General features: G+C 71.7%; 15 protein-coding genes. 11 read left to right on the forward strand and 4 right to left on the reverse strand.

Going from position 1 to position 21,385, the window contains the following annotated elements:
* Positions 1–61: 61 nt before the first annotated feature.
* From ACFVWY_RS10635 to ACFVWY_RS10645, 3 genes are read left to right on the forward strand one after another with little or no spacing between them, the layout of a single operon-like run.
* Positions 62–877: an ABC transporter ATP-binding protein gene (locus ACFVWY_RS10635; RefSeq protein WP_389869534.1), complete on the forward strand. Its 816-nt coding sequence runs from the start codon at positions 62–64 to the stop codon at positions 875–877.
* A complete protein-coding gene (locus tag ACFVWY_RS10640) occupies positions 867–1,730 on the forward strand; it encodes an ABC transporter permease (protein WP_389869536.1) in 864 nt (287 codons plus the stop codon). Before ACFVWY_RS10635 ends, ACFVWY_RS10640 begins: the two co-directional genes overlap by 11 nt.
* A 56-nt stretch (positions 1,731–1,786) precedes the next feature.
* Positions 1,787–2,818: an ABC transporter substrate-binding protein gene (locus tag ACFVWY_RS10645; protein WP_389869539.1), complete on the forward strand. Its 1,032-nt coding sequence runs from the start codon at positions 1,787–1,789 to the stop codon at positions 2,816–2,818.
* Positions 2,819–2,878: 60 nt separating this feature from the next.
* Here the strand turns inward: ACFVWY_RS10645 and ACFVWY_RS10650 are convergent, their stop codons facing one another.
* Together ACFVWY_RS10650 and ACFVWY_RS10655 are read right to left on the reverse strand one after the other, a co-directional pair.
* Positions 2,879–4,174, reverse strand: a complete 1,296-nt coding sequence (locus ACFVWY_RS10650; RefSeq protein WP_389869541.1) for a hypothetical protein — start codon at positions 4,172–4,174, stop codon at positions 2,879–2,881.
* Positions 4,171–6,267 carry a transglycosylase domain-containing protein gene (locus ACFVWY_RS10655; protein ID WP_389869544.1) on the reverse strand — a complete coding sequence of 699 codons (2,097 nt, stop codon included), beginning with the start codon at positions 6,265–6,267 and terminating at the stop codon, positions 4,171–4,173. The genes ACFVWY_RS10650 and ACFVWY_RS10655 overlap by 4 nt, the downstream gene beginning before the upstream one ends.
* Before the next feature lie 478 nt (positions 6,268–6,745).
* Here ACFVWY_RS10655 and ACFVWY_RS10660 point away from each other — a divergent pair, with 478 nt between their 5' ends.
* From ACFVWY_RS10660 to ACFVWY_RS10690, 7 genes are read left to right on the forward strand one after another with little or no spacing between them, the layout of a single operon-like run.
* Positions 6,746–7,777, forward strand: coding sequence for a pyridoxal-phosphate dependent enzyme (locus tag ACFVWY_RS10660; RefSeq protein WP_389869547.1), 1,032 nt, complete (start codon positions 6,746–6,748; stop codon positions 7,775–7,777).
* Between the two features lie 2 nt (positions 7,778–7,779).
* Positions 7,780–9,006, forward strand: a complete 1,227-nt coding sequence (locus ACFVWY_RS10665) for an MFS transporter (RefSeq protein ID WP_389869550.1) — start codon at positions 7,780–7,782, stop codon at positions 9,004–9,006.
* A 57-nt stretch (positions 9,007–9,063) separates the two neighbouring features.
* On the forward strand, positions 9,064–10,137 hold the full coding sequence (locus ACFVWY_RS10670) for an ornithine cyclodeaminase family protein (RefSeq protein ID WP_389869553.1): 1,074 nt from the start codon (positions 9,064–9,066) through the stop codon (positions 10,135–10,137).
* Between the two features lie 11 nt (positions 10,138–10,148).
* The gene (locus tag ACFVWY_RS10675) at positions 10,149–10,964 is read left to right on the forward strand and encodes a class I SAM-dependent methyltransferase (RefSeq protein WP_389869555.1); all 816 of its coding nucleotides are present in this window, start codon (positions 10,149–10,151) and stop codon (positions 10,962–10,964) included.
* Complete coding sequence (locus tag ACFVWY_RS10680; protein ID WP_389869557.1) at positions 10,961–14,290, forward strand: amino acid adenylation domain-containing protein; 3,330 nt, start codon at positions 10,961–10,963, stop codon at positions 14,288–14,290. Before ACFVWY_RS10675 ends, ACFVWY_RS10680 begins: the two co-directional genes overlap by 4 nt.
* Positions 14,287–16,044 (forward strand): amino acid adenylation domain-containing protein, encoded by a 1,758-nt coding sequence (locus ACFVWY_RS10685; protein ID WP_389869560.1) that lies wholly within the window; start codon positions 14,287–14,289, stop codon positions 16,042–16,044. Before ACFVWY_RS10680 ends, ACFVWY_RS10685 begins: the two co-directional genes overlap by 4 nt.
* Positions 16,041–18,308: a M20/M25/M40 family metallo-hydrolase gene (locus ACFVWY_RS10690; protein WP_389869562.1), complete on the forward strand. Its 2,268-nt coding sequence runs from the start codon at positions 16,041–16,043 to the stop codon at positions 18,306–18,308. Before ACFVWY_RS10685 ends, ACFVWY_RS10690 begins: the two co-directional genes overlap by 4 nt.
* 57 nt (positions 18,309–18,365) lie before the next feature.
* On the opposite strand, the gene glpK is transcribed toward ACFVWY_RS10690, so the two are convergent.
* Positions 18,366–19,883, reverse strand: coding sequence for a glycerol kinase GlpK (glpK, locus tag ACFVWY_RS10695; protein ID WP_389869564.1), 1,518 nt, complete (start codon positions 19,881–19,883; stop codon positions 18,366–18,368).
* 46 nt (positions 19,884–19,929) lie between these two features.
* The gene (locus ACFVWY_RS10700; protein WP_389869566.1) at positions 19,930–20,775 is read right to left on the reverse strand and encodes an MIP/aquaporin family protein; all 846 of its coding nucleotides are present in this window, start codon (positions 20,773–20,775) and stop codon (positions 19,930–19,932) included.
* Between the two features lie 193 nt (positions 20,776–20,968).
* Between ACFVWY_RS10700 and ACFVWY_RS10705 the strand changes: the two genes are divergently transcribed.
* Positions 20,969–21,385, forward strand: coding sequence for a hypothetical protein (locus ACFVWY_RS10705; protein ID WP_389869568.1), 417 nt, complete (start codon positions 20,969–20,971; stop codon positions 21,383–21,385).

Consider the following 21,385-nt stretch of genomic DNA (forward strand, 5'->3'; position numbering starts at 1 on the left):
ACCGCGCGTTGTGGGCGCAAGACTCCCCGGGCTCCGGGGGCCGCCTCTAGCGTTCCGCCCCATGAACAGCGAAACGAGCCCCGCCATCGAGCTGCGGGGGGTGAGCAAAGCGTTCCGGACTCCGTCGGGGGCGCTCCACACCGCCGTACGTGATCTGGACCTGACTGTCGGGCGCGGCGAGTTCGTCGCGGTCGTGGGGCCCACCGGATGCGGCAAGTCGACCACGCTGACCCTGGTGAGCGGACTGGAGGAGCCCACCGGGGGAGAGGTGCTGGTGGGAGGCGAGCCGGTGCGCGGCATCGGCGACAAGGTCGGCTTCGTCTTCCAGCAGGACGCGGTCTTCCCGTGGCGGACCGTGCTGTCCAACGTGATGGCGGGCCCCCGGTTCCGCGGTGTGCCCACGTCCGAGGCCAGGCAGCGGGCACGGGAGTGGCTCGCCCGGGTCGGGCTCGCCTCCTTCGAGGACCGCTACCCGCACCAGCTGTCCGGCGGGCAGCGCAAGCGCGTCGCCCTCGCGGCGACGTTCGTCAACGATCCCGGGATCCTGCTCATGGACGAGCCGTTCTCGGCGCTGGACGTGCAGACCAGGGCGCTGATGTCGGACGAGCTGCTGGAGCTGTGGGCCGGGACCGGTGCCTGCGTCGTCTTCGTCACCCACGACCTGGAGGAGTCCATCGCGCTGGCCGACAAGGTCGTGGTCATGACCGCCGGACCGGCCACCGTCAAGGAGGTCTTCGAGATCGGCCTGCCCCGCCCCCGCAAGGTCGAGGAGGTGCGGCTGCAGCCCCGGTTCGTCGAGATCTACCGGGAGATCTGGTCCTCCCTCGGTGAAGAGGTCCGTATCACCCGCGAGAGGGGTGCCCACCATGTCGCCTGACACCACCACGGCCGGCACCGCCGTCGGCCAGGCCGACCGGGCACGGGCCAGGGCGCGGGCGGCCAGGAACCGCGCGTACCTGGTGACGGGCAGCAGGATCGCGGTGCTCCTCGCGGTCGTCGGACTGTGGGAGTGGCTGGCCCGCACCGCCGTCATCGATCCGTTCAACTTCTCCATGCCGTCGAAGATCTGGGACCAGATCCGCACCTGGGCCGTGGACGGCACGGCACAGGGCTCCCTCGGGGAGCAGATCCGGTACACGCTCTACGAGGCGCTGCTCGGCTGGGTCATCGGTGTGGTCGCCGGTGTGCTGCTCGGGATCGCGCTGGGCCGGGTGCGGTTCGCGGCCGACGTCCTCGGCCCGTACATCAAGGTGCTCAACGCGCTGCCCCGGATCGTGCTCGCGCCGGTCTTCCTCATCTGGTTCGGGCTCGGACCGGCCTCCAAGGTGGCCTCCGCGGTCGTCCTGGTGTTCTTCCCGGTCTTCTTCAACGCCTTCCAGGGGGCGCGGGAGGTCGACCGCGACCTCGTCGCCAACTCCCGCATCCTGGGGGCCAGCAGACGGCAGGTCACCCTCCAGGTGGTGATCCCCTCCGCCACCTCGTGGATCTTCACCAGCCTGCACGTCAGCTTCGGCTTCGCGCTCATCGGGGCGATCGTCGGCGAGTACATCGGCGCCACCAAGGGGCTCGGACTGCTGGTCGCCGCCTCCCAGGGCACGTTCAACGCCGCCGGTGTCTACGCCGCGATGGCCATCCTCGCGATCGTCGCGCTGCTGGCCGAGGGGCTGCTCACCTTCCTGGAGAAACGGCTCTTCCGCTGGAAGCCCGCGGACGCGGACAGCGCCCGCTGACCCGTCCCGCGGCCCCTCCTCCCCACCCCCTTCCCTCCGCAAAGGACCCGCGTCAGATGCGTACCTCCCTCCGCTTTCCCGCCCTGGCCGTCGCCGGTGTGCTTGCCCTGACCACCCTCACCGCCTGCGGCGGGGACTCCGGCTCCGAAGGCGAGGGGGACCAGGTCAAGATCATGGTCGGCGGCCTCGACAAGGTCATCTACCTGCCCGCGATGCTCACCGAACGGCTCGGCTACTTCGAGGACGAGGGTGTCCTCGTCCAGCTCCTGACCGAGCCCGCGGGTGTGCAGGCCGAGACGGCGCTGGTCTCCGGCGACGTCCAGGGCACCGTCGGCTTCTACGACCACACCCTCGACCTCCAGGTGAAGGGCAAGCAGGTCGAGTCCGTCGTCCAGTTCTCGCAGGCCCCCGGCGAGGTCGAGATCGTCTCCGGCCGGGCGGCGGACGAACTGAGGTCGGCGAAGGACTTCAAGGGCAAGCAGCTCGGCGTGACCGGCATCGGATCCTCCACCGACTTCCTCACCAAGTACCTCGCCGTCAGCAACGGTGTGCGGACCAGCCAGTTCACCCCGGTCGCGGTGGGTGCCGGGCAGACGTTCATCTCCGCCCTCCAGCAGGGCTCCATCCAGGGCGGGATGACCACCGACCCGACGGTCGCCACCATCCTGGACAAGAAGCTCGGCAAGATCCTCATCGACATGCGTACGCCGGAGGGCTCCAGGCAGGCGCTCGGCGGGCTCTACCCGTCATCCAGCCTCTACATGCGGACCGAGTGGGTCAACAGCCACAAGGACACCGTCCAGAAGCTGGCCAACGCCTTCGTCCGGACGCTGAAGTGGATGTCCACCCACAGCGCCGACGAGATCGCCGGGAAGATGCCCGCCGACTACGCCCAGGGCGGCGGCAAGGCCCTCTACGCCCAGGCCATCAAGAGCACGCTGCCCATGTTCACCACCGACGGCGTCATGCCCGCGGACGGCCCCGCCACCGTCGAGCGGGTCCTGAAGGCGTTCAACCCGAACCTGAAGGACGCGAAGGTGGATCTCGCCAGGACGTACACCACGCAGTTCGTCGACCGGGCGAAGTGACACGCCCCGGCCGGCCCGGTCCGTCCCCGGGGACGGACCGGACCAGCCTTCGGCGTACGGCTACTGCTTCCAGCTCGGGGGCTGGGCGGGGTCGAGGTTCCGCCACTGGGCGAGGACCTCGGGGTCCTGGGCGTCGAGCCAGTCGGCCAGTTCGCGGAACGACACGCAGCGCACCTCCTTGCGCGGGCAGACCTTGCGCATGGTGTCCTCGACGGCGTCCATGTAGATCCCGCCGTTCCAGTCCTCGAAGTGGTTCCCGATGAACAGCGGGGCGCGGCTGCCGTGGAAGACCCGGTTGAAGCCCGCGAGGTAGGCGCTGCTGGCCTCCTTGCGCCAGGTCGGGTACTGGGCGGAGTCGCCCTCGGTGCTGCCCTTGGACTGGTTGTAGAGGAAGTTGAAGTCCATCGACAGCACCTGGAAGTCCTTGCCGGGGAACGGCAGCATCTGCAACGGGAAGTCCCAGACGCCCTTCTTCTTGGACGGCCAGATCTGGAAGTCGCCGGGGGAGCTTGCGTCGTAGCGCCAGCCGAACGGCTTGGTCGCGGGCATCAGCGTCTTCTGGCCCTCCAGACAGGGCGCGCGACCGCCGACGACCTCGCGGGTGGGGTCGAAGGGGAGCGGATCGAGGTCCTTGAATCCGGTGTTGGTCTTCCAGTTCTGCACGAAGGAGTAGAACTGGGCTATCTCACTGGTCCATTCGCTGGTGCTCCAGTCCCCGCCGCCCTTCTTCTCGCAGAAGTGGCCGTTGAAGTGGGAGCCGATCTCGTTGCCCTCCCGCCAGGCACCGCCGAGCTGGTCCAGCGTCATCCGGATATGCTCGCGCGTCGGGTACGAGATCGCGGCGGATCCGGGCTTGTGCTGGGGCGGCCGGTACAGGCTCCGCTTCTCCTGCGGCAGCAGGTAGATGCCGGTGAGGAAGAACGTCATATGGGCGTTGCTCTCCTTCGCGGCACGCCGGAAGCGCGAGAACATCCGGTCGTCGCCCTCCAGCGCTCCGTCCCAGGAGAACACCACGAACTGCGGCGGCCGTTCGCCGGGCTTCAGCCGCTCGGCCTTCAACTGACCCGGCTGCGGCCCGGTGTAGGAGGTGGAGCCGTCCCCGAGGATCTGGGTCTTGCCGTCCCAGTCCTCCTCCGTGCTGCCGCCGCCCTCGGGACGCTCCCGGGCGGTCGGCGTCGGCGCGGCGACGGTACGGGTACCGGTCGGGGTGCGGTCGTCGGAGGAGCCCGCGGACAGCATCGGTACGAGTGCCGCGGTGCCCGACACCGCCACGCACACGGCGATGCCCAGGACGACCCGGCGTGTGAGACGGTCGCGGACGCGGCGGACGGTGGACTTGGCTGTGGTCTCGGTCACTTGGTCGTCGCTTCCGTGTAGGTGTTCCAGATCCCGGCCGGGATCTTCCCGTCGGCCCCGGCGCCGCCGGCCAGCCCCTTGAGCGGCAGCGGCGCGAGGCTCTTCGTCAGGTCCATCCGGTAGACGACGACGGCGGTGGACTCCGAAGGCCCGTAGCCGACGTACCAGCGCGCGGTGTCGTCCTCGGTGGTCCCCGCCTTGCCCGCGAGCCGGGCCGGGGGCACCGTGCCGTTCCTGGCGGAGGGCCGGGCGAGCGCCGAGGTGATCTCGTCGGCGACATCGGACCGCACGGCGCGCCGGGGGCGCGGCAGGTCGAGGCGGACCGGCTCTCCGTTGCGGGTGACCTTGCGGACCGAGTAGGGATCCATGTGCACACCGCGGGCGGCGAACGTCGCGTACGCGTCGGCCATCCGGATGGCGCTGGGTGTGGAGTTGCCCATCGCGAACGCCGGAACGGGCGGACCGAAGCTCGACGGGAGCATCCCGGACGCCTCGGCCGTGCTGCGGACCAGCTTCAGGCCGGTGTCCATGCCGAGCTGGAGGAAGGGAGCGTTCGCGGACTTCGCCATGGCGTCGTGGAGGCTGATGCGTCCGTACGAGGCGTCCTTGTCGTTCTCGCCCTTGACCATCTTTCCGCTGCGGTCCCAGTAGGGCCCCTCGGGCGTCATGACCGGGGTGCCGTCGTCGCCCTCGTACACGGTGGAGGGGACGATGGTGGAGCGCGGGGCGTCACGGACTCTGGCCACACCGTGCTGGAGACCGGCGGCGTAGACGAACGGGGTGAAGGCCGAACCCGCCGGGACGGTGCCCGCGTTGGACTCGTTGAACGCCTGCCGCTCGAAGTCCGGTCCGCCGTAGACCGCGAGGATGCGGCCGTCCGGGGCGACGGAGGCGGCGCCGAAGCGGACGAACCGGTCGGCCTTGCGCTGTTTGGGGTCGAGCGCGCGGCGGGCCTGGCCGACGGACCGGGTGAGCGCGGTCATCCGGGACTTGTCGAAGGTGGTGTAGATCTGGTAGCCGCCGAGGTCGAAGCGGGCGTCCGAGATGTGACCGGCCCGTTTGGCGTACGACTCGGCGAGCTGGACGAGATAGCCGTCCTGTCCGCCCGCGTTGCTCGGCCGGTGGGGTGGCTTCGGGTCGGGGAAGGCGGTGTACGTGGCCCGTTCGGCCTTGCTCAGTCTGCCGATCTCCACCATGCGGTCCAGCGTCCACGACCAGCGCTCGACGGCCCGCTGCCGGTTGCGGGGGTTGACGGCCGGGTCGTACAGCGAGGCGCCCTTCAGCAGTGAGGCGAGGAAGGCGCCCTCGCTCGCGTTGAGCTGGGTGACCTCCTTTCCGTAGTACGCCTGCGAGGCGCGCTGGAGGCCGTAGGTGCCGCGGCCGAACCAGCTGGTGTTGAGGTACTCCTGGAGGATCTTGTCCTTGCTCAGCTGCCTGTCCAGTTTGACCGCCAGCAGCATCTCGGTGAACTTCCGGGAGAACGACTGGTCCTGCGTGAGATAGACGTTCTTGACGTACTGCTGGGTGATGGTGGACCCGCCCTGGGTGTCCCCGTCGCCGACCGTGCGCCACAGGGCACGGGTGATGCCCTGCGCCGAAATCCCGTGGTCGGAGTAGAAGTCGGCGTTCTCCGCCGCCAGGACGGCCCACCGGACGTGTTCGGGGATCTTCGACAGGGGCATCTCCTGGCGGCTCACCCAGCCGGTCCGGGCCATCGGTGTGCCGTCGGACCAGTAGTAGACGGTGTCCTGCTGCGTGGCGAAGGAGTTGAGGTCCTCGGGTATCTCGGTCCGCGCGTAGGCGATGCCCACCACGGTCGCCAGGGTCGCGGTGAACATGAGGACCGAGCCCAGGACCAGGCGCCACGAGGGTATCCATCTTCGCCAGCCGCTGCGGCCCGCCCGCGGGTAGTCGGGCTTGCGGGCCAGCCGGGCGAGCGGGCGCTTTCGCTGTTTGCGGCGTCCGGTTCCCCGGGCCGACAACGCCCGTGCGGTGCGCAGGGTTCTGCCGAATACGTTGAGCTGTGTCATCCCGTCCAGCCGTGCCAGGCCGGGCGTGGTCGCGGACGGCGACCGCGCCCGTGCGGTGGTCATTGCGCGTCCGTCGCCACACCCGGTGGGAACCGGTGTCCCCCGTGGCGCCCGGAGAGCGGCCTGTGAGCAGGCAACTCCGGCACAGCAAAGGCCAAAGGATGACCGAGAGTTGCGGCGCGAAGTCACGTAAAGATAACAGGCCCCGGGCGAGGCGTTCCCGCTCGGCTCTCTTCGCGGCCGGGACCGTCCGGGGGGTGGCCGCGCGGAGCCCGTGGCGCAGGCCGAACCGGCCAATTCGTTTCTCCCCGTCCGCCCGGGTTCGCCAGGGTGCAGGACCGTTTCTGCACCGTCTGTCGGCGAGGCGTCGGCCGACGGGCCGAACAGACGGGGCGTCAAGCGCTGTTCCGGCCAACACCGCCAACCGCCCTATGACCATGACGTGGTGGTGCCGGGGTCACATGCCTAAGGTCAGGGAGTGCGCAGCCGGGCCGGTCGATCGACCGGTCATGGCCACACACGTCTCGCACAAGGGGAACCAGTGTCACGTGTCAATCCCGTCCTGGCGCGGGCGCTCAGCACAACTCCCTTACTCCGCCTGGACGTCGCCCACCGGGGGCGGATGCGGCGTCTGGGGCTGAAACTCGAAGCACACGGCCCCACCGGGTCGGTGAAGGACCGCAGTGCCGTCGGCCTGCTGCGGGCCCTGCACGAAGAACGGCCGCTCGTCCCCGGCACGGTGGTGGTGGAGTCCACCTCGGGCAACCTGGGCCTCGCCCTGGCCCGGCTGCTCCCGGCGGTCGGCTGCCACTTCCTCGCCGTGGTCGACCTCAAGACCCCGCACGCCACCCGCCACGGACTCACCGGCAGCGGAGCCCGGGTGATCGTCGTCGAGGAACCCGACGGCCTGGGAGGCTACTTGCTGAGCAGGCTGAGCAGGGTACGCGAACTGTGCGCGGACAACCCAGGATTCCGCTGGCCCGACCAGTACGAGAACTGGGCCGCGCCCGACATCCACCGTCGCACCACCGGCCCCGAACTCACCCGGCAGGCCGGACCGGACCTCGGCACCGTGTACGTCCCCGTCTCCACCGGCGGCACCCTCGCGGGCATCGCCGCCCACCTGCGCGAGCACCGGCCGGACGTCGCCGCGGTCGCCGTGGATGTGAGCGGCTCGCTGGCCGTGTCCGGCAGCGCCGGACGACGCCTGGTCCCGGGCATCGGAGCGAGCAGGCCCTCCACCTTTTTGCGCACGCCGCACAGCTACGACCGTGCGGTGCACGTCGACGACATCGAGGCCATCGCCGTCTGCCGGATCATCGCCGAGGACATCGGCCTCGCACTCGGCGGCTCCAGCGGCTGCGCGGTGCGGGCGATGCTGAGCGACCGGGAAGAGGCCGACGACGGCCGCCTCGCGGTCTGCCTGGCCGCGGACGGCGGCACCAAGTACCGGGACACCCTCTACTCCGACGACTGGGCGGCGGAGCAGGGCGTGGCCAAGGAGATCACCTCCGCCGTGCGACGGCTGCGCAGCGAAGGACTCTTCTTCGACCGGAAGCACCAGGAGCCCTGAACATGAGCACGAGCACCACCCTCGACCGGCGGCCAGCACGCCCCGCCCTGCGGCAGTTCCTGCCGCTGGTGCAGGGCGCCACGCTGATCGAGTGGACCGGAACGGGCCTCTTCCTCGCCGTTTCGACCATCTACTTCGTCAAGGTCGCCCACCTCAGCACCTCGTCCGTCGGCACCGGCCTGACCATCGGCGGGGCGCTCGCCATCGCCGCCGCCGTACCCATCGCCCGGCTGGCCGGACGGTTCGGGCCGAAGCCGGTGCTGATCGGCGTGATGCTGCTGCGCGCCCTGGCCACCATCGGCTACCTCCGGGTCAACGGCTGGTGGAGCTTCCTCCTCGTGGTCGCCGTCATCGCCGTCACCGAGCAGTCCTCGCCCCCCCTGGTCCAGTCGTACGTCGGCGCGCGCGCCCCGGAGAGCCTGCGCGCCAAGGTCATGGCCGTCCAGCGCACCGTGGTCAACCTCGGCATCAGCCTGGGCGGGCTGATCGCCGGAGCCGCCCTGGGAACCGGCTCACCGGAAGCCTTCCGGCCGCTGCTGATCGGTGGCGCGCTCGCCTACGTGGCGGTCGCCGCCGTGTACGCCACCGCACGGCGGGAGGACGCCGCGACGACGGTCGAGAGCGCCCGGGTGTCCGACCTGCTCAAGGACCGCCGACTGCTGGGCTTCACCGCGTACAACGCCCTGGTGTCGCTCTGGATGCCGGTCCTCAACGTGGCCTTCCCGCTCTGGCTCGTCCTTGAGACCGACGTACCGGAGCGCTACGTCGGCATCCTGTACGCGGTCAACACCGTGCTGTGCATCGCCCTCCAGTACCCGCTCAACCGCTGCTACAGCACCATGCGACGGGCCTGGCTCTCCTACGCCGCCGCGTCCCTCCTGCTCGGCGGGGGCGCCCTGGCCTTCGCCGCCGCGCCCGGCTTCGCGACCCGGGAGGCGCTCCTGGTGCTCGGCGGGGCCGTCGTCCTGCTGACGTTCGCCGAACTGCTCCAGGTCGGAGCCTCGTGGACCCTCTCCTTCGAGCTGGCACCGGATGGCGCACGCAGCGCCTACCTGGTGCTGTTCAACACCAGCCGCACCGTGGCCAACCGGGTCGCGGGCCCGGTACTGATGACCGGCGTCGTCCTCGCCCTCGGCACGGCCGGCTGGATCGCCCTCGCCTGCGTACTGCTGCTGGGCTCGCTCGTCCCCTTCGCGATGCTCCGCGCGGCACGCGCCACCGGCGGCTGAAACCGTCCCCGTACCGCTCCACCGCAACCGACCCCTCGTCAAGGAGCTCCGCCCGTCATGGACTTCGAGCACTATCCCGACAGCCACTTCCGCTACCTGTCCCGCGCGGACGTCATCGAGGCCGCCCGCGACCTGGACATCGTGGCGACGGTGGCGAAGGCGCTCGCCCTGCACTCCGCCGGACAGTCCGTCCTCCCCGAGGAGGCCTATCTCGGCTGGACCACCCCCCAGGGCGACGCCGCCAGGCTGCTGGCCATGCCCGGCGCGCTCACCCCGCAGGGGCGTCCGCCGGTCATCGGCATGAAGACCATCAACGCCTCGATCGGCAACCCGGGCCGCGGGATACCCCGCTCCCAGGGCTTCACCCTGCTCCTCGACCCGGAGACCGCCCGGCCCCTCGCCCTGATGGAGGCCGCCTACATCAGCGCGATGCGCACCGCCGCGGTGACCGCGCTCGCGGTGCGCCATCTGGCGGTGGCACAGCCGCGCGGGCTGGCACTCCTCGGCTGCGGCCCGCTCGCCCAGGCACACCTCGCGCTCCTGCTGCGCACCGTTCCCACCCTGCGCCGCGTCACGCTGTACGACGTGGCGCCCGGCCGGGCGAAGTCCCTCGCCGGTCACATCGCCTCGCTGCCCGGCGCCGACGGCATCGAGACGGTGGTCGCCGACGGGCCGCGCGAGGCGGTACGGGAGGCCGACCTGGTCGTTCCCGTCACCACGGTCACGGAGGGTTACATCGAACCGGACTGGCTGCGGCCCGGCGCGCTCGTCTGCCACGTCTCGCTGGACGACCTCACCGAGGCGGCCGTGCTCGCGGCGGGCACGGTGATCGTCGACGACTGGAGCCTGGTCCGTGACGACCCGCGACGGCTGCTCGGCCGGATGCACCGGGCGGGCACCCTGCTCGGCCCCGACGGCACTCCGCGGCAGGGGGTGACCGCCCGTCCCGGGGCGCGTCCCGTCGACGGCACGCTCGGTGACGTCCTCGCCGGGCGGCATCCCGGCCGCCAGGACGAGGACGAGATCGTGATCAGCAATCCGTTCGGGATGTCGATCCTCGACGTCGCCGTGGCCGACCGCATCCACGCCCGCGCCGAAGCCGCCGGTCTCGGCGCCCGGCTCACGCTCTGAGGGGAATTCGCGTGACGATCGATCAGAACATCCAGGAGATCAACCGCACCATGTGGTCCTACGGCGAGTACCGGCACGTCGCCGACCTGCTGCGGCCGGGCGCCGTCGAACTGGTCGACCGGCTCGCCCCCGCGCCGGGCACCGACCACCTGGACGTCGCCACCGGCAACGGAAACGTCGCGCTGCTGTCCGCCCTGCGCGGCTGCCGCGTCACCGGACTCGACCTCACCGACGAGTTCTTCCCCGACGCGCGCGAGCGGTTCGCCACGGCCGGTGTCGAGGCGGAACTGCACCGCGGCGACGCCCAGGACCTTCCCTTCGGCGACGCCTCGTTCGACCTGGTGACCTCCACCTACGGCATCCAGTTCGCCCCCGACCACGCCGCGTCGGGCGCGGAGATCTCCCGGGTGCTCAGGCCCGGCGGACGCATCGGCATGTGCAACTGGACGGCCCGCAGCTGGACCGCGCACTTCCAGGAGATCCTCTCCGCCTACTTCCCCTCGCCCAACGGCCACCAGGGGCAGCCCATGCTGTGGGGCTCACCGGACTACCTTGCCGAGCTCCTCGGTCCCGGATTCACCGTCACCGCCGAACGCCGTGAACTCTTCTACCCGTTCGCCACGGCCGAGGACCTGGTGAGCTTCTTCGAGGACTGCTTCGGCCCCTGCATCGCGGCGAGGAACACCATCTCGCCGCCCCTGCGGTGGAAGGAACTGCGCGCGGAAATGGTCGAGATGACCGAAGGGTTCCACACCACGGACACGCGCGGCACGGGCGTCCCCGTCGAGTACCTGCTGGTCGTCGCGGAGAAGCGGGCCACCCGGTGACCGGCCTGCCCGAGCACTACCCGCGCCTCCCGCTGGCCCAGGGGGCGCGGGAACAGGCCGTCGCCACGGCCCTCACCCGGCGCGAACCGTACGAACTGGGGGACAAGGTCCACGTCCACGTCGAGCGGCTCGCGGCCACGCATCCCGACCGGACCGCGGTCGAGGACGGCGACGTGACGCTCGGGTACGGCAGGCTGGCCGACCTGACGCGGCGCACCGCGGCGCGACTGGCGGCCGCCGGGATCCGGGAAGGCACGATCGTCGCGGTCGGCGGCCGACGCGGTGCCGAGGTCATCACCGCCTTCCTCGCCCTGGAGCTGCTCGGCGCCGTCTACCTGCCGGTGGACGCGAGCTGGCCCGCCGCCCGCGTCGAATCCCTGCTCACCGACAGCGGCGCGGCACTGCTGCTGACCACCGGCGCACCGGAGGACAGCGTCGAACTGGTCAAGGGCGCCCGCGCCGCGGGCGTGCCCTCGACACCGCCGCGACCGGCAGACGCCCCGCACCCCCGGGCCCTGCCGCCCGCCGCCGACGAGGTGCGCTACGTCCTCTACACCTCGGGCTCCACCGGCCGCCCCAAGGCCGCGATCGTCGAGCACCGCGGCATGCTCAACCACCTCCGCGCCAAGATCGACGACCTCGGACTCACCGCCGACGACCGGCTGGCCCAGACCGCACCGCTGAGCTTCGACATCTCCGTCTGGCAGATGCTGGCCCCGCTGCTCGTCGGCGGCCGGGTACAGATCTTCGCCGACGAGCGGGCGCAGGACGGGGCCCTGCTGCTGGAGGAGCTGCGCGGACGCGGAACCACCGTGCTGGAGACCGTGCCCACCCTGATGCGCTTCCTGCTCGACGCGCAGGAGACCGCGGGAATCAGGCCCGGCGCACTGCGCTGGATGATCGCCACCGGTGAGGAGCTGCCCCCGGCCCTGGCCCTGCGGTGGCACAACGCCCTGCCCGGGATCCGGCTGCTGAACGCCTACGGCCCCACCGAGTGTTCCGACGACGTCACCCACGCCGTACTCGGCCCGCCCGGCCCCGGGGTACGCCACCTGCCGATCGGCTCGCCCATCGGCAACGCCGAACTGTACGTCCTGCGGGAGGAGAACGGGCACTGGCACGCCTGCGCGCATGGCGAGACAGGGGAACTGTTCGTCGGCGGACTCGTCGTGGGACGCGGTTACCTCGGCGACCCGGAGCGCACCGCGCGCGCCTTCTTCACCGACCCCTTCGCCGCCGGCGGCGGACGCCTCTACCGCACCGGGGACGCCGTACGCGCACGCCCGGACGGCCAGCTGGAGTACCTGGGCCGGGTGGACCGGCAGGTGAAGATCGGCGGCGTACGCATGGAACTCGCCGAGATCGAGGCGGTTCTGGGCGGCCACCCCGCCGTCGCCGCCTGCGCCGTCACCGTCCACACCCCCGACGACACCGGAGCCCTGGTGGCCCGGGAGAGCGCCCATGCCCCGGCGGCCGCCCAGCCGCCCCGCCTCGTCGCCTACGTCACCGCCTCTGGCGACGAGCCGACGGAGGCGGACCTGCGCGCCCACCTCGGCGAACGGCTCCCCGCCCCCATGGTGCCGCACACCTTCGTCGTCCTGCCCCGGCTCCCGCTCACCCGCAACGGCAAGACGGACTACAAGGCCCTGCCCGCCCCACCGCGCCGCAGCCGCCCCGGCACCCGTGCCTACATCCCGCCGCACGGGGAGACGGAGAGCGCGATCGCCGCGCTCGTCGCCGGACTCCTCGGTACCGGCAGGGTCGGCCGCACCGACAGATTCCTCGAACTGGGCGGGGACTCCCTGCTCGCCATGCGACTGGTCGCCGCCCTGCGCGAGACCGGATCGCCGGCCGGACTGCGCGAGGTGCTGCGCGACGGCAGCCCCGCCGCGCTCGCCGCGCTCGGCCACGGCCGCCAGCCCGCGAACGGCCCCCGCTCGGCGACCCCGCGGGACGGCGCGCCGCGCACCCGGCCGCTCACTCCGCAGCAGGCCGGGGTCTACTTCCACTGGCGACTCGACCCGCTCAGCCCCTCCTACAGCTACCAGGGCTCCCTGGAACTCGACGGCCCCCTCGACGTACCCCGCCTGGCGCGGGCCTGGCACCTGCTGCTCGCCGAGAACCCGCTGCTCCTCGCCCGGTTCAGCGAGACCGATGAGACGCGTGAGAGCGCGGAGGCGGACGGGCCGGAACCGGGGCACGAGGTGGTGCACCACTACCCCCACTGGGAAGTGCCGCTGCCCGCCACCGCCCGCGAGATCACCGCCGAAGCGTTCCGCGCGGCGGCCGCCGAGGAGGCCGCCCGGCCCTTCGACCTCCTGGGCGAACCGGCCCTGCGCACCGCGCTGTTCAAGCTTCCCGGCGGACAGCACCGGCTCCTGGTCACCATGCACGAACTCCTCCTCGACGGCTGGGGCGCGACCGTACTGTTCCAGCGGCTGGCCGAGCTCTACGCACAGCGGCCCGCCGCTCCCGACCCCGAGCGCGCCAGCCGCTACGACCGCTACCTCGACCACCTGGCGGAGCGGCTGTCCACCGACGAGGTGGCCGAGGCGGGGGAGTACTGGCTGCGCCGCCTCACGGGCGAGCTCCCGGCACTCCAGATCGCCCAGAAACCACGGCCCGCCGCCCCCACCTACCGGGGCGAGATCACCGAGGCGGTCCTGGACGCGGAACTCACCGGGCAGCTGCGCGCCACCGCGGTGGCCGCCTCCGCCACCGCCTTCGTCCCCCTGCTGGCCGCCTACGCACTGGCCCTGGGCTACTACAGCGACGCCGACGAGGTGATCGTCGGCGCCCCGATGGCGGGGCGGGAGCGCCCGGAGACCGCCGACGTGCCCGCCTTCACACTCGCCATGCTGCCCCTGCGTCTGGACCTCGACCCGGCCGCCACCCTCGCCGAGTTCACCGCACAGGTCAGGGAGACGGTGTACGACGCCTACGCCGCCGCCGAGCACCCCTTCGGCTGGACGCTGCGGCGGCTTCCGGCCGCCTCGCGGAGCTCATCGGCGACCCCGGTCTTCCAGACCATGCTCAACATGCTGCCCTACCCGGCGCGCGCCACCACCGCCTCCGACGTCCGGTTCCGCTTCGTCGAACTGGACACCGGCTACACCAAGTACGACTGCGCCCTGTACGTCCAGCCGCACGGCCCCGGCCAACTCCTCCTCCAGTACGCCTACCAGCAAGAACTCCTCGACGCCCCGGCCGCCCGCAACGTACTGGAATCCACCCTGATCGCACTGCGGGCCCTGACCGACCCGCGGCGCGCCGAGCACACCACCGTTCGTTCCCTCGATCTGCTGCCCGGAGACGATCAACGATGACCACGCCGACCCTGCTGGAACGCTTCGCCGAGCAGGTGGCGGCCCGCCCCCGGGCCACCGCCCTGCGCCACACCGGCACCAGCGTCAGCTACCGCGAACTCGACGAATGGAGCGGCCGACTGGCCGCCCGGCTCACCGCCAAGGGCGTCGGCCCCGGCACACTGGTGGCCCTCGCCGCCCAGCGCGGACCCGCCGCCGTCGCCGGAGTCCTCGCCGTACTGAAGACCGGCGCCGCCTACCTCGGGCTGGACCCCGCGATCCCCGTGCGCAGGCAGCGCCGGATGGTGGAGGAGACCGGGCCCCGGTGCGTACTGGCCGAACCCGGACTCGACCAGTTCCCCACCCTGGACGCGCCGCGCGTCACGCTGGCCCCCCTCGCCGAGGGCCCGCTGCACCAGGCGCCCGGACAGCGGCCGGACGAGGACGCGCTGTTCCACATCGTCTACACCTCGGGAACGACCGGAAACCCCAAGGGCGTACGCATCAGCCACCGTTCGGTCCGGGGCAGGCTGGAATGGATGTGGCGGGACCACCCGTTCCCCGGGAACGCGGTACTCGCCGTCCAGAAGTCCCTGGCGCTGGTCGCCTCGCCCTGGGAACTGCTGGGCGGACTGCTCCAGGGTGTTCCGTCCGTCGTGCTCGCCACCGACGAACTCCTCGACCCCGCGCTCTTCGCCGCCGCCGTCGAACAGGAACGCGTCACCCACCTCTTCCTCACCCCGCAGCTCATCGCCGGACTGCTGGAGGAGAGCGCGCGACGCCCCGGCGGACACCGGCCGCTCCTGGTCACCAGCGGTGCCGACACCCTCCCCGTGGACACCGTCCTGCGACTGCGCGAGGTCTGGCCCGGCACCACCCTGCTCAACCTGTACGGCATGACGGAGACGGCCTCCAACGTCGCCGCCTACGACACCGCCCAGCTGCCCGCCGACGCCGGACGCGTCCCGGTCGGCAGCCCCGTGGCGGGCGCCTCGCTCACCGTCCGCGACCGGCACGGCCGTCGGCTGCCGCCCGGTGTGACCGGCGAGGTGTGGGTCTCCGGGCCGCCCCTGGCCCTCGGCTACGTCGGCGGCGACGGCGAGGACCGCTTCACCACCGATGACGCCGGAAACCGCCACTACCGCACCGGCGACCGGGGCCGCCTGCTCCCGGACGCGGGACTGGAGATCACCGGCCGCGCCGACAACCAGATCAAGGTGCGCGGCTACCGCGTCGAACTGGAGGAGATCGAGGCCACCCTTCGCAAGGCACCCGGCATCACCGACGCGGGGGTCTACGCGGAGAGCGAGGACGGTGACACCCGCATCGTCGCCTGCGTCACCGCTTCCGGCGAGGAACCAGCGGAGGCGGCCCTGCGCGCCTACGTACGCGACCGGCTGCCCGACTACATGCTGCCCGCCCGCATCCAGCAGCTCCCGCACCTCCCGCTCGGCACCAACGGCAAGCTGGACCGCACCGCCCTGCGCACCCTCGTGGCGGGCATCGGGCAGGAGCGGGCGTCCGGATTCACCCCGGCCGACGCCACCGAGACGGCCGTCGCGGCACTCTGGCACGAACTGCTCGGCGCACCGCCCGCAGCGGCGGACCAGAACTTCTTCGACGCCGGGGGCCACTCCCTGCTCGCCGTACGGCTCGCCAACCGGCTGGCGGCGGTGGCGGGGCGCCGGGTTCCGCTGCGCCGCATCCTCGGCGCACCCACCGTCGCCGCTATCGCCACCGCATGCCGTGAGATCCAGCAGGAGGAACAGATATGAGCAGCCCCTGGCTGACCGTGCCCGGCGGGCGAATACCGGACGCGGCCACCACCCTCGTCGTCTGTTTCGCGCCCACCGGCGCCCACGGTTCCACGTTCGCGGGCTGGCGCGACCGGCTCCCCGAGGACACCGCCCTCGCCCTCGTCGTGCCGCCGGGCCGCGGCACCCGCGTCGATGAGGAGCCCGTCACCGACATGGCCGCCTTCGCCGACGCGGTGGCGGCCGGGACACGCGAACTGCTGGGCGCGCGGCGCCTGGTGCTGATCGGGGTCAGCCTCGGCGCCCTGCTCGCCTACGAGACCTGCCGCCGGCTGCTCGACTCCGGGGTGCCCGTCGCGCGGCTGTGCGCCGTGGCCGGACAGTGCCCCGGCGACTTCCACGGCCGCGGCGAGGAGGTGACCGTCGAGGACGCCCGCGCCTTCGTCGCCGGAACGGGACTGACCGATCCGGAGCTGCTCGCGGACCCCGAGTTCGAGGAGGTGCTGCTGCCCCCCGTCCTGGCCGATCTGCGGCTGGCCGCCGGGTACGACGGCCGGCGGGGGGACGTTCCACAGGTCGGGCTGCGTGCGGTGTGGGCCACCGACGACCCGCACGTGCCCGAGGTCACCGTGCGCCGATGGGCCGAGTGGACCCGGGGCGAATGCACCGTGGCGTCCGTCGAGGGCGGGCACTACGCCCACCAGGAGAACCCGGACGCGGTCATCTCCGCCTGCCTCGGCACCCTCCCCGGAACCCGGCCCTCCCGCCGCTCCGTGCTCGGTGCCGGGGCGACGGCCGTCGCGTCCACGGTGCTGGGCCTCGGCGCGGTGGCCTCGACGTCACCGGCGGCGCGGGCCGACGCGGCGGCGACGGGCAGCGCCTCCTTCGACGGCGACGCCACCGACCCCGTGGGACTCGCCGTCGCCATGATCCGGCAGAACACCAGCAACCCGGGCGACGGCGCCGTCACCCTGCCGCTCGCCCGGATGCTCCAGGGCATCTTCCGGTCCGCCGGGGCCGGCACCGAGATCGTGCCCACGCCGAAGGACGGCAACGTCCACTTCTTCGCCCGTGTCCCCGGCAGCGGACCGGTCACCAAGAAGCCCCTGGTCCTGCTCGGCCACTCCGACGTGGTGCCCGCCATCGGCGACCGCTGGGAGACGGACCCCTTCGCCGGGGAGATCAAGGACGGCAAGCTGTACGGCCGCGGCTCGCTGGACATGAAGGGCGTCAACGCGGCCTTCGTCGCGGCCCTGCTGCGCCACGTCCGCGAGGGAGCCGCCTTCGACCGCGACATCGTCTTCTGGTCCGACTGCGACGAGGAGCAGGGCCCCTACGGAGTGCGCTGGTTCCTCACCGAACACCCCGGCAAGGTGGCGGCGGGCGCGGTCATCACCGAGGGCGGCTGGGTGCTCAACCAGCGCGACGGCACCACGCCCATGATCGCCTCGCTCACCTGCAACGACAAGCGTTCCCTGCTGCTGCGTCTGGAGACCGCCTCGTACGCCACCCACACCTCCAAGCCGTTCAGCGGGCAGGCGGTGATCCGGCTGGGCGAGGTGCTCGACCAGCTCGGGCAGTGGCGGGCCCGCGTACGCCCGAACGCCCTGTCCCGGCGGTACTTCGCCGAACTGGCCGAGGCCACCACCGACCGGTCCTTCGCCGGGGCCCTGCGGGAGATGCTCGACGCACGCACGGACCGGCAGCGGGACCGGGCGGGGGAGGAGGTGGTGCGGCTGAGCGAGACCCCGGAGCTGCACAACGCGATGCTGCGGACCACGCTGGCCTTCACCGCCGCCCAGTCCGGTTACTACCCGAGCATCGTGCCGGGCACGGCGACCGCGGAATTCCGGGCCGCCTTCCTGCCGGGGGCCGACGACCCCGGACGTGTCGTCGCCGAACTGCGCTCGCTGATCGGCAGCCGGGCGACGCTGAGCGTGGTCGGCAACCCCGGTGAGAGCGAGCAGCAGGCACTGGACCGGCTGCGCGGCTATCTCGCCACCCCCGACTCCGACTACGACACGGACGTCTTCCGCGCCTGGCAGCGCGCCGTACGCCGTACCCACCCCGGCGCGCGGGCCACCGCCTGCCAGTTCGAGGCGGTCACCAGCGCGGTCCCGTTCCGGGAACAGAACGTCCCCGTGTACGGCATGTACCCGTTCACCGTGAACCGGGACATGCTCAAGCGCATGCACGGCACCGACGAACACATCGGTGTCGAGGCGCTGCGGCAGGGCACCGAGACCGTCTACCAGCTCCTGGCCGGACTGCGGACGGACATCTGAGCCCCGGCACGCCGTGCGGACGGGCCCCGGTCCCGCCCGCACGGCGCGTCGGCGCGGTCACTCCACACGCACCCAGTCGAGCGTCCTCTGCACGGCACGCTTCCAGTCCGTGTAGCCCCGGTTGCGCCGGTCCTCGTCCCACTGCGGCTCCCAGCGCTTCGACTCCTGCCAGTGCTCCCGCAACTCCGCCTCGTCCCGCCAGTACCCGGTGGCCAGCCCGGCCGCGTACGCCGCACCCAGCGCCGTCGTCTCGGCCACCACCGGACGGCTGACCGGGACACCCAGCACATCCGCCTGGATCTGCATGCAGAGGTCGTTGGCCGTCACCCCGCCGTCGGCCTTGAGCACGTCGAGGTGGACACCGGAGTCCTGCTCCATCGCCTCCACCACGTCGCGGCTCTGGTAGCAGATCGCCTCCAGAGTGGCCCGCGCCAGATGGGCGTTGGTGTTGTACCGGGCCAGTCCGACGATGGCGCCCCGGGCGTCGGAGCGCCAGTACGGGGCGAAGAGACCCGAGAAGGCCGGTACGAAGTACATCCCGCCGTTGTCGTCCACCGTCCGGGCGAGCCGCTCGCTGTCGCCCGCGTCCCTGATCACCTTCATCTGGTCCCGCAGCCACTGCACCGCCGACCCGGTGACCGCGATGGAGCCCTCCAGGGCGTAGACCGCCGGACCGGTGCCGAATCGGTAGGCCACCGTGGTGAGCAGGCCGTGCTTCGAGCGGACCGGCGTCGTACCGGTGTTGAGCAGCAGGAAGTTACCGGTGCCGTAGGTGTTCTTCGCCTCGCCGGGCTCGAAGCACACCTGCCCCACCGTCGCCGCCTGCTGGTCACCGAGGACCCCGGCGACCGGGACCGCGGCCCGCAGCGGCCTGGAGGTGCGGGTGCGGCCGTACGCCTCGGGGTCGGAGGACGGCCGGATGACCGGGAGCATCGCCCGGGGCACGCCGAAGATCTCCAGCAGTTCCTCGTCCCAGTCCAGCGTCTCCAGGTTCATCAGCATCGTCCGGCTGGCGTTGGTCACATCGGTGGCGTGGATGCCGCCGTCGGGGCCGCCGGTGAGGTTCCACAGCACCCAGGAGTCCGTGGTGCCGAACACCGCGTGCCCCCGCTCCGCGGCCGCCCGTACGCCTTCGACATGGTCGAGGATCCACTTGATCTTCCCACCGGAGAAGTACGTCGCCGGGGGCAGTCCGGCCTTGCGCCGGATGACCTCTCCGTGCCCCGTGTCCTCCAGGGCCTTGGCGATCGAGTCGGTGCGGGTGTCCTGCCACACGATGGCGTTGCAGTACGGGCGGCCGTTGCGCGGATCCCACACCACGGTCGTCTCGCGCTGGTTGGTGATTCCGAGGGCGTGGAGATCGGTTCCGCTCAACCCGCAGGTGCGCAACGCGGTCTGCATCACGGAGTTGGTGCGCTCCCAGATCTCCACCGGGTCATGCTCCACCCAGCCCGAGCGGGGCATGATCTGCTCGTGCTCCAGCTGGTGCCTGGCCACCTCGTTGCCGCCGTGATCGAAGATCATGAAGCGGCTGCTGGTGGTGCCTTGGTCCACCGCGCCGATGAAGTCCGCCATGGCATGCCGCCTCTCCTGGATCCCGGTCCGCCGGGCGGACCGGGACTCATTTCTCGGGCAGTACGGGGATCGTGCCCTCCGGCTCCTCCTCGGGCGAGGGAAGGAAGGGGCTGATGAGGACCTTGTAGAGGAACGCCCCCGCCACCCCGCCGACCAGCGGTCCCACGATCGGCACCCAGAAGTAGAGTTCTCCGTACTGATCCCGCCAGGCCCCGCCGTACCCGGTGAGGAAGCTCGCGAGCCGGGGGCCGAGGTCACGGGCCGGGTTGATCGCGTATCCGGCGTTGGTGCCGAACGCCATGCCGATGGCCACCACGATGAGGCCCACGATGAACGGGCCGAGGTTTGCGCCCGGCGGGGTGTTGAGGAGATCGGTCACCGCGAAGATCAGCAGGACGAGGATCGCGGTGCCGATGACCTGGTCGCGGAAGGCTCCCCACTCATGGATCGGGAGCGCGTGGTTCCCGTTGGCGGGCAGTGTGGAGAACACCCCCTGCGTCTTGATCGTGTGCCCCGGGTCGACCGTCGCCAGCGCCTCCGAGTAGTTCCACCGCACCAGCAGCGCCGCGACGAACGCGCCCATGACCTGGGCGAGCGAGTAGGGCATCACCTTCTTCCAGGGAAAGCCCTTGAACGCGGCCAGGGAGACCGTCACCGCCGGATTGAGATGAGCGCCGCTCAAGCGGCCCGCCACATAGACGCCCAGGGTGACGCCGAGCCCCCAGGCCCAGGCGATGCTGTCGTGATCGCCGAGGCCCCCGGGCGGATCGGTGAGCGCACCGCCCGCCGCCACCTGGGCCACGACCCCGCAGCCGAACAGAATGAGAATGAGCGTGCCGAGGAACTCCGCGGAGAGTTCCCCGGCGAGTCCCGAGTTCCTGAGCCGCCCCATGGGGAACTCGCTTCCTGTCGGTCCGCGACGGTCGGCGCCATAGATCCACATATGAGCGTATGCGGAGGTATGTGGTTCCGCATGCGATCGGCGGCTCTCCCGGTACGGGGGCGCCACCCCTCAGGAAACCCGGTGGGGGTATCGTCGGGGCAAGCAACGCAGGGCTCGTACGACCCCAGAGATCGAGGCAGCCGTGGACCGCGGACGGACACGCGCACCGGGAGCGTCCCGGCTGTTCGTGCTGTGCGCCGTCCTGTGGGGGCTGTTCCTCATGCACGGCGCACCGGCCAGTGCCGTGGAGGGCTGTCACGACGCGCGGGCGATGACCGCCGCCGCGCCGGATGCGGCGGCGACCGGTGGCCACGCCGCCATGGCCGAGGGGGACGGGGCTGAGCGGGTGGCCGCCGCGGCGCCCGGGACCAGCGGCGAGTCGTGCGTGTTCACCCAGTCCCGGGACCGGTTGCTGCCCCTGCTGATGGCACTCGGGCTGGTGGTGCCGGCCGCCGTGGTGCTCGCCGGGCGCCGTACCGCCGTACGGGGACCGGGGCGGCGGGGACCGCCGTTCAGCGGGAGAGGGCTGCTGCTTCAGGTGTGCGTCGCGCGGACGTGA

Source organism: Streptomyces sp. NPDC058195, from assembly GCF_042883525.1.
Lineage (GTDB): Bacteria > Actinomycetota > Actinomycetes > Streptomycetales > Streptomycetaceae > Streptomyces.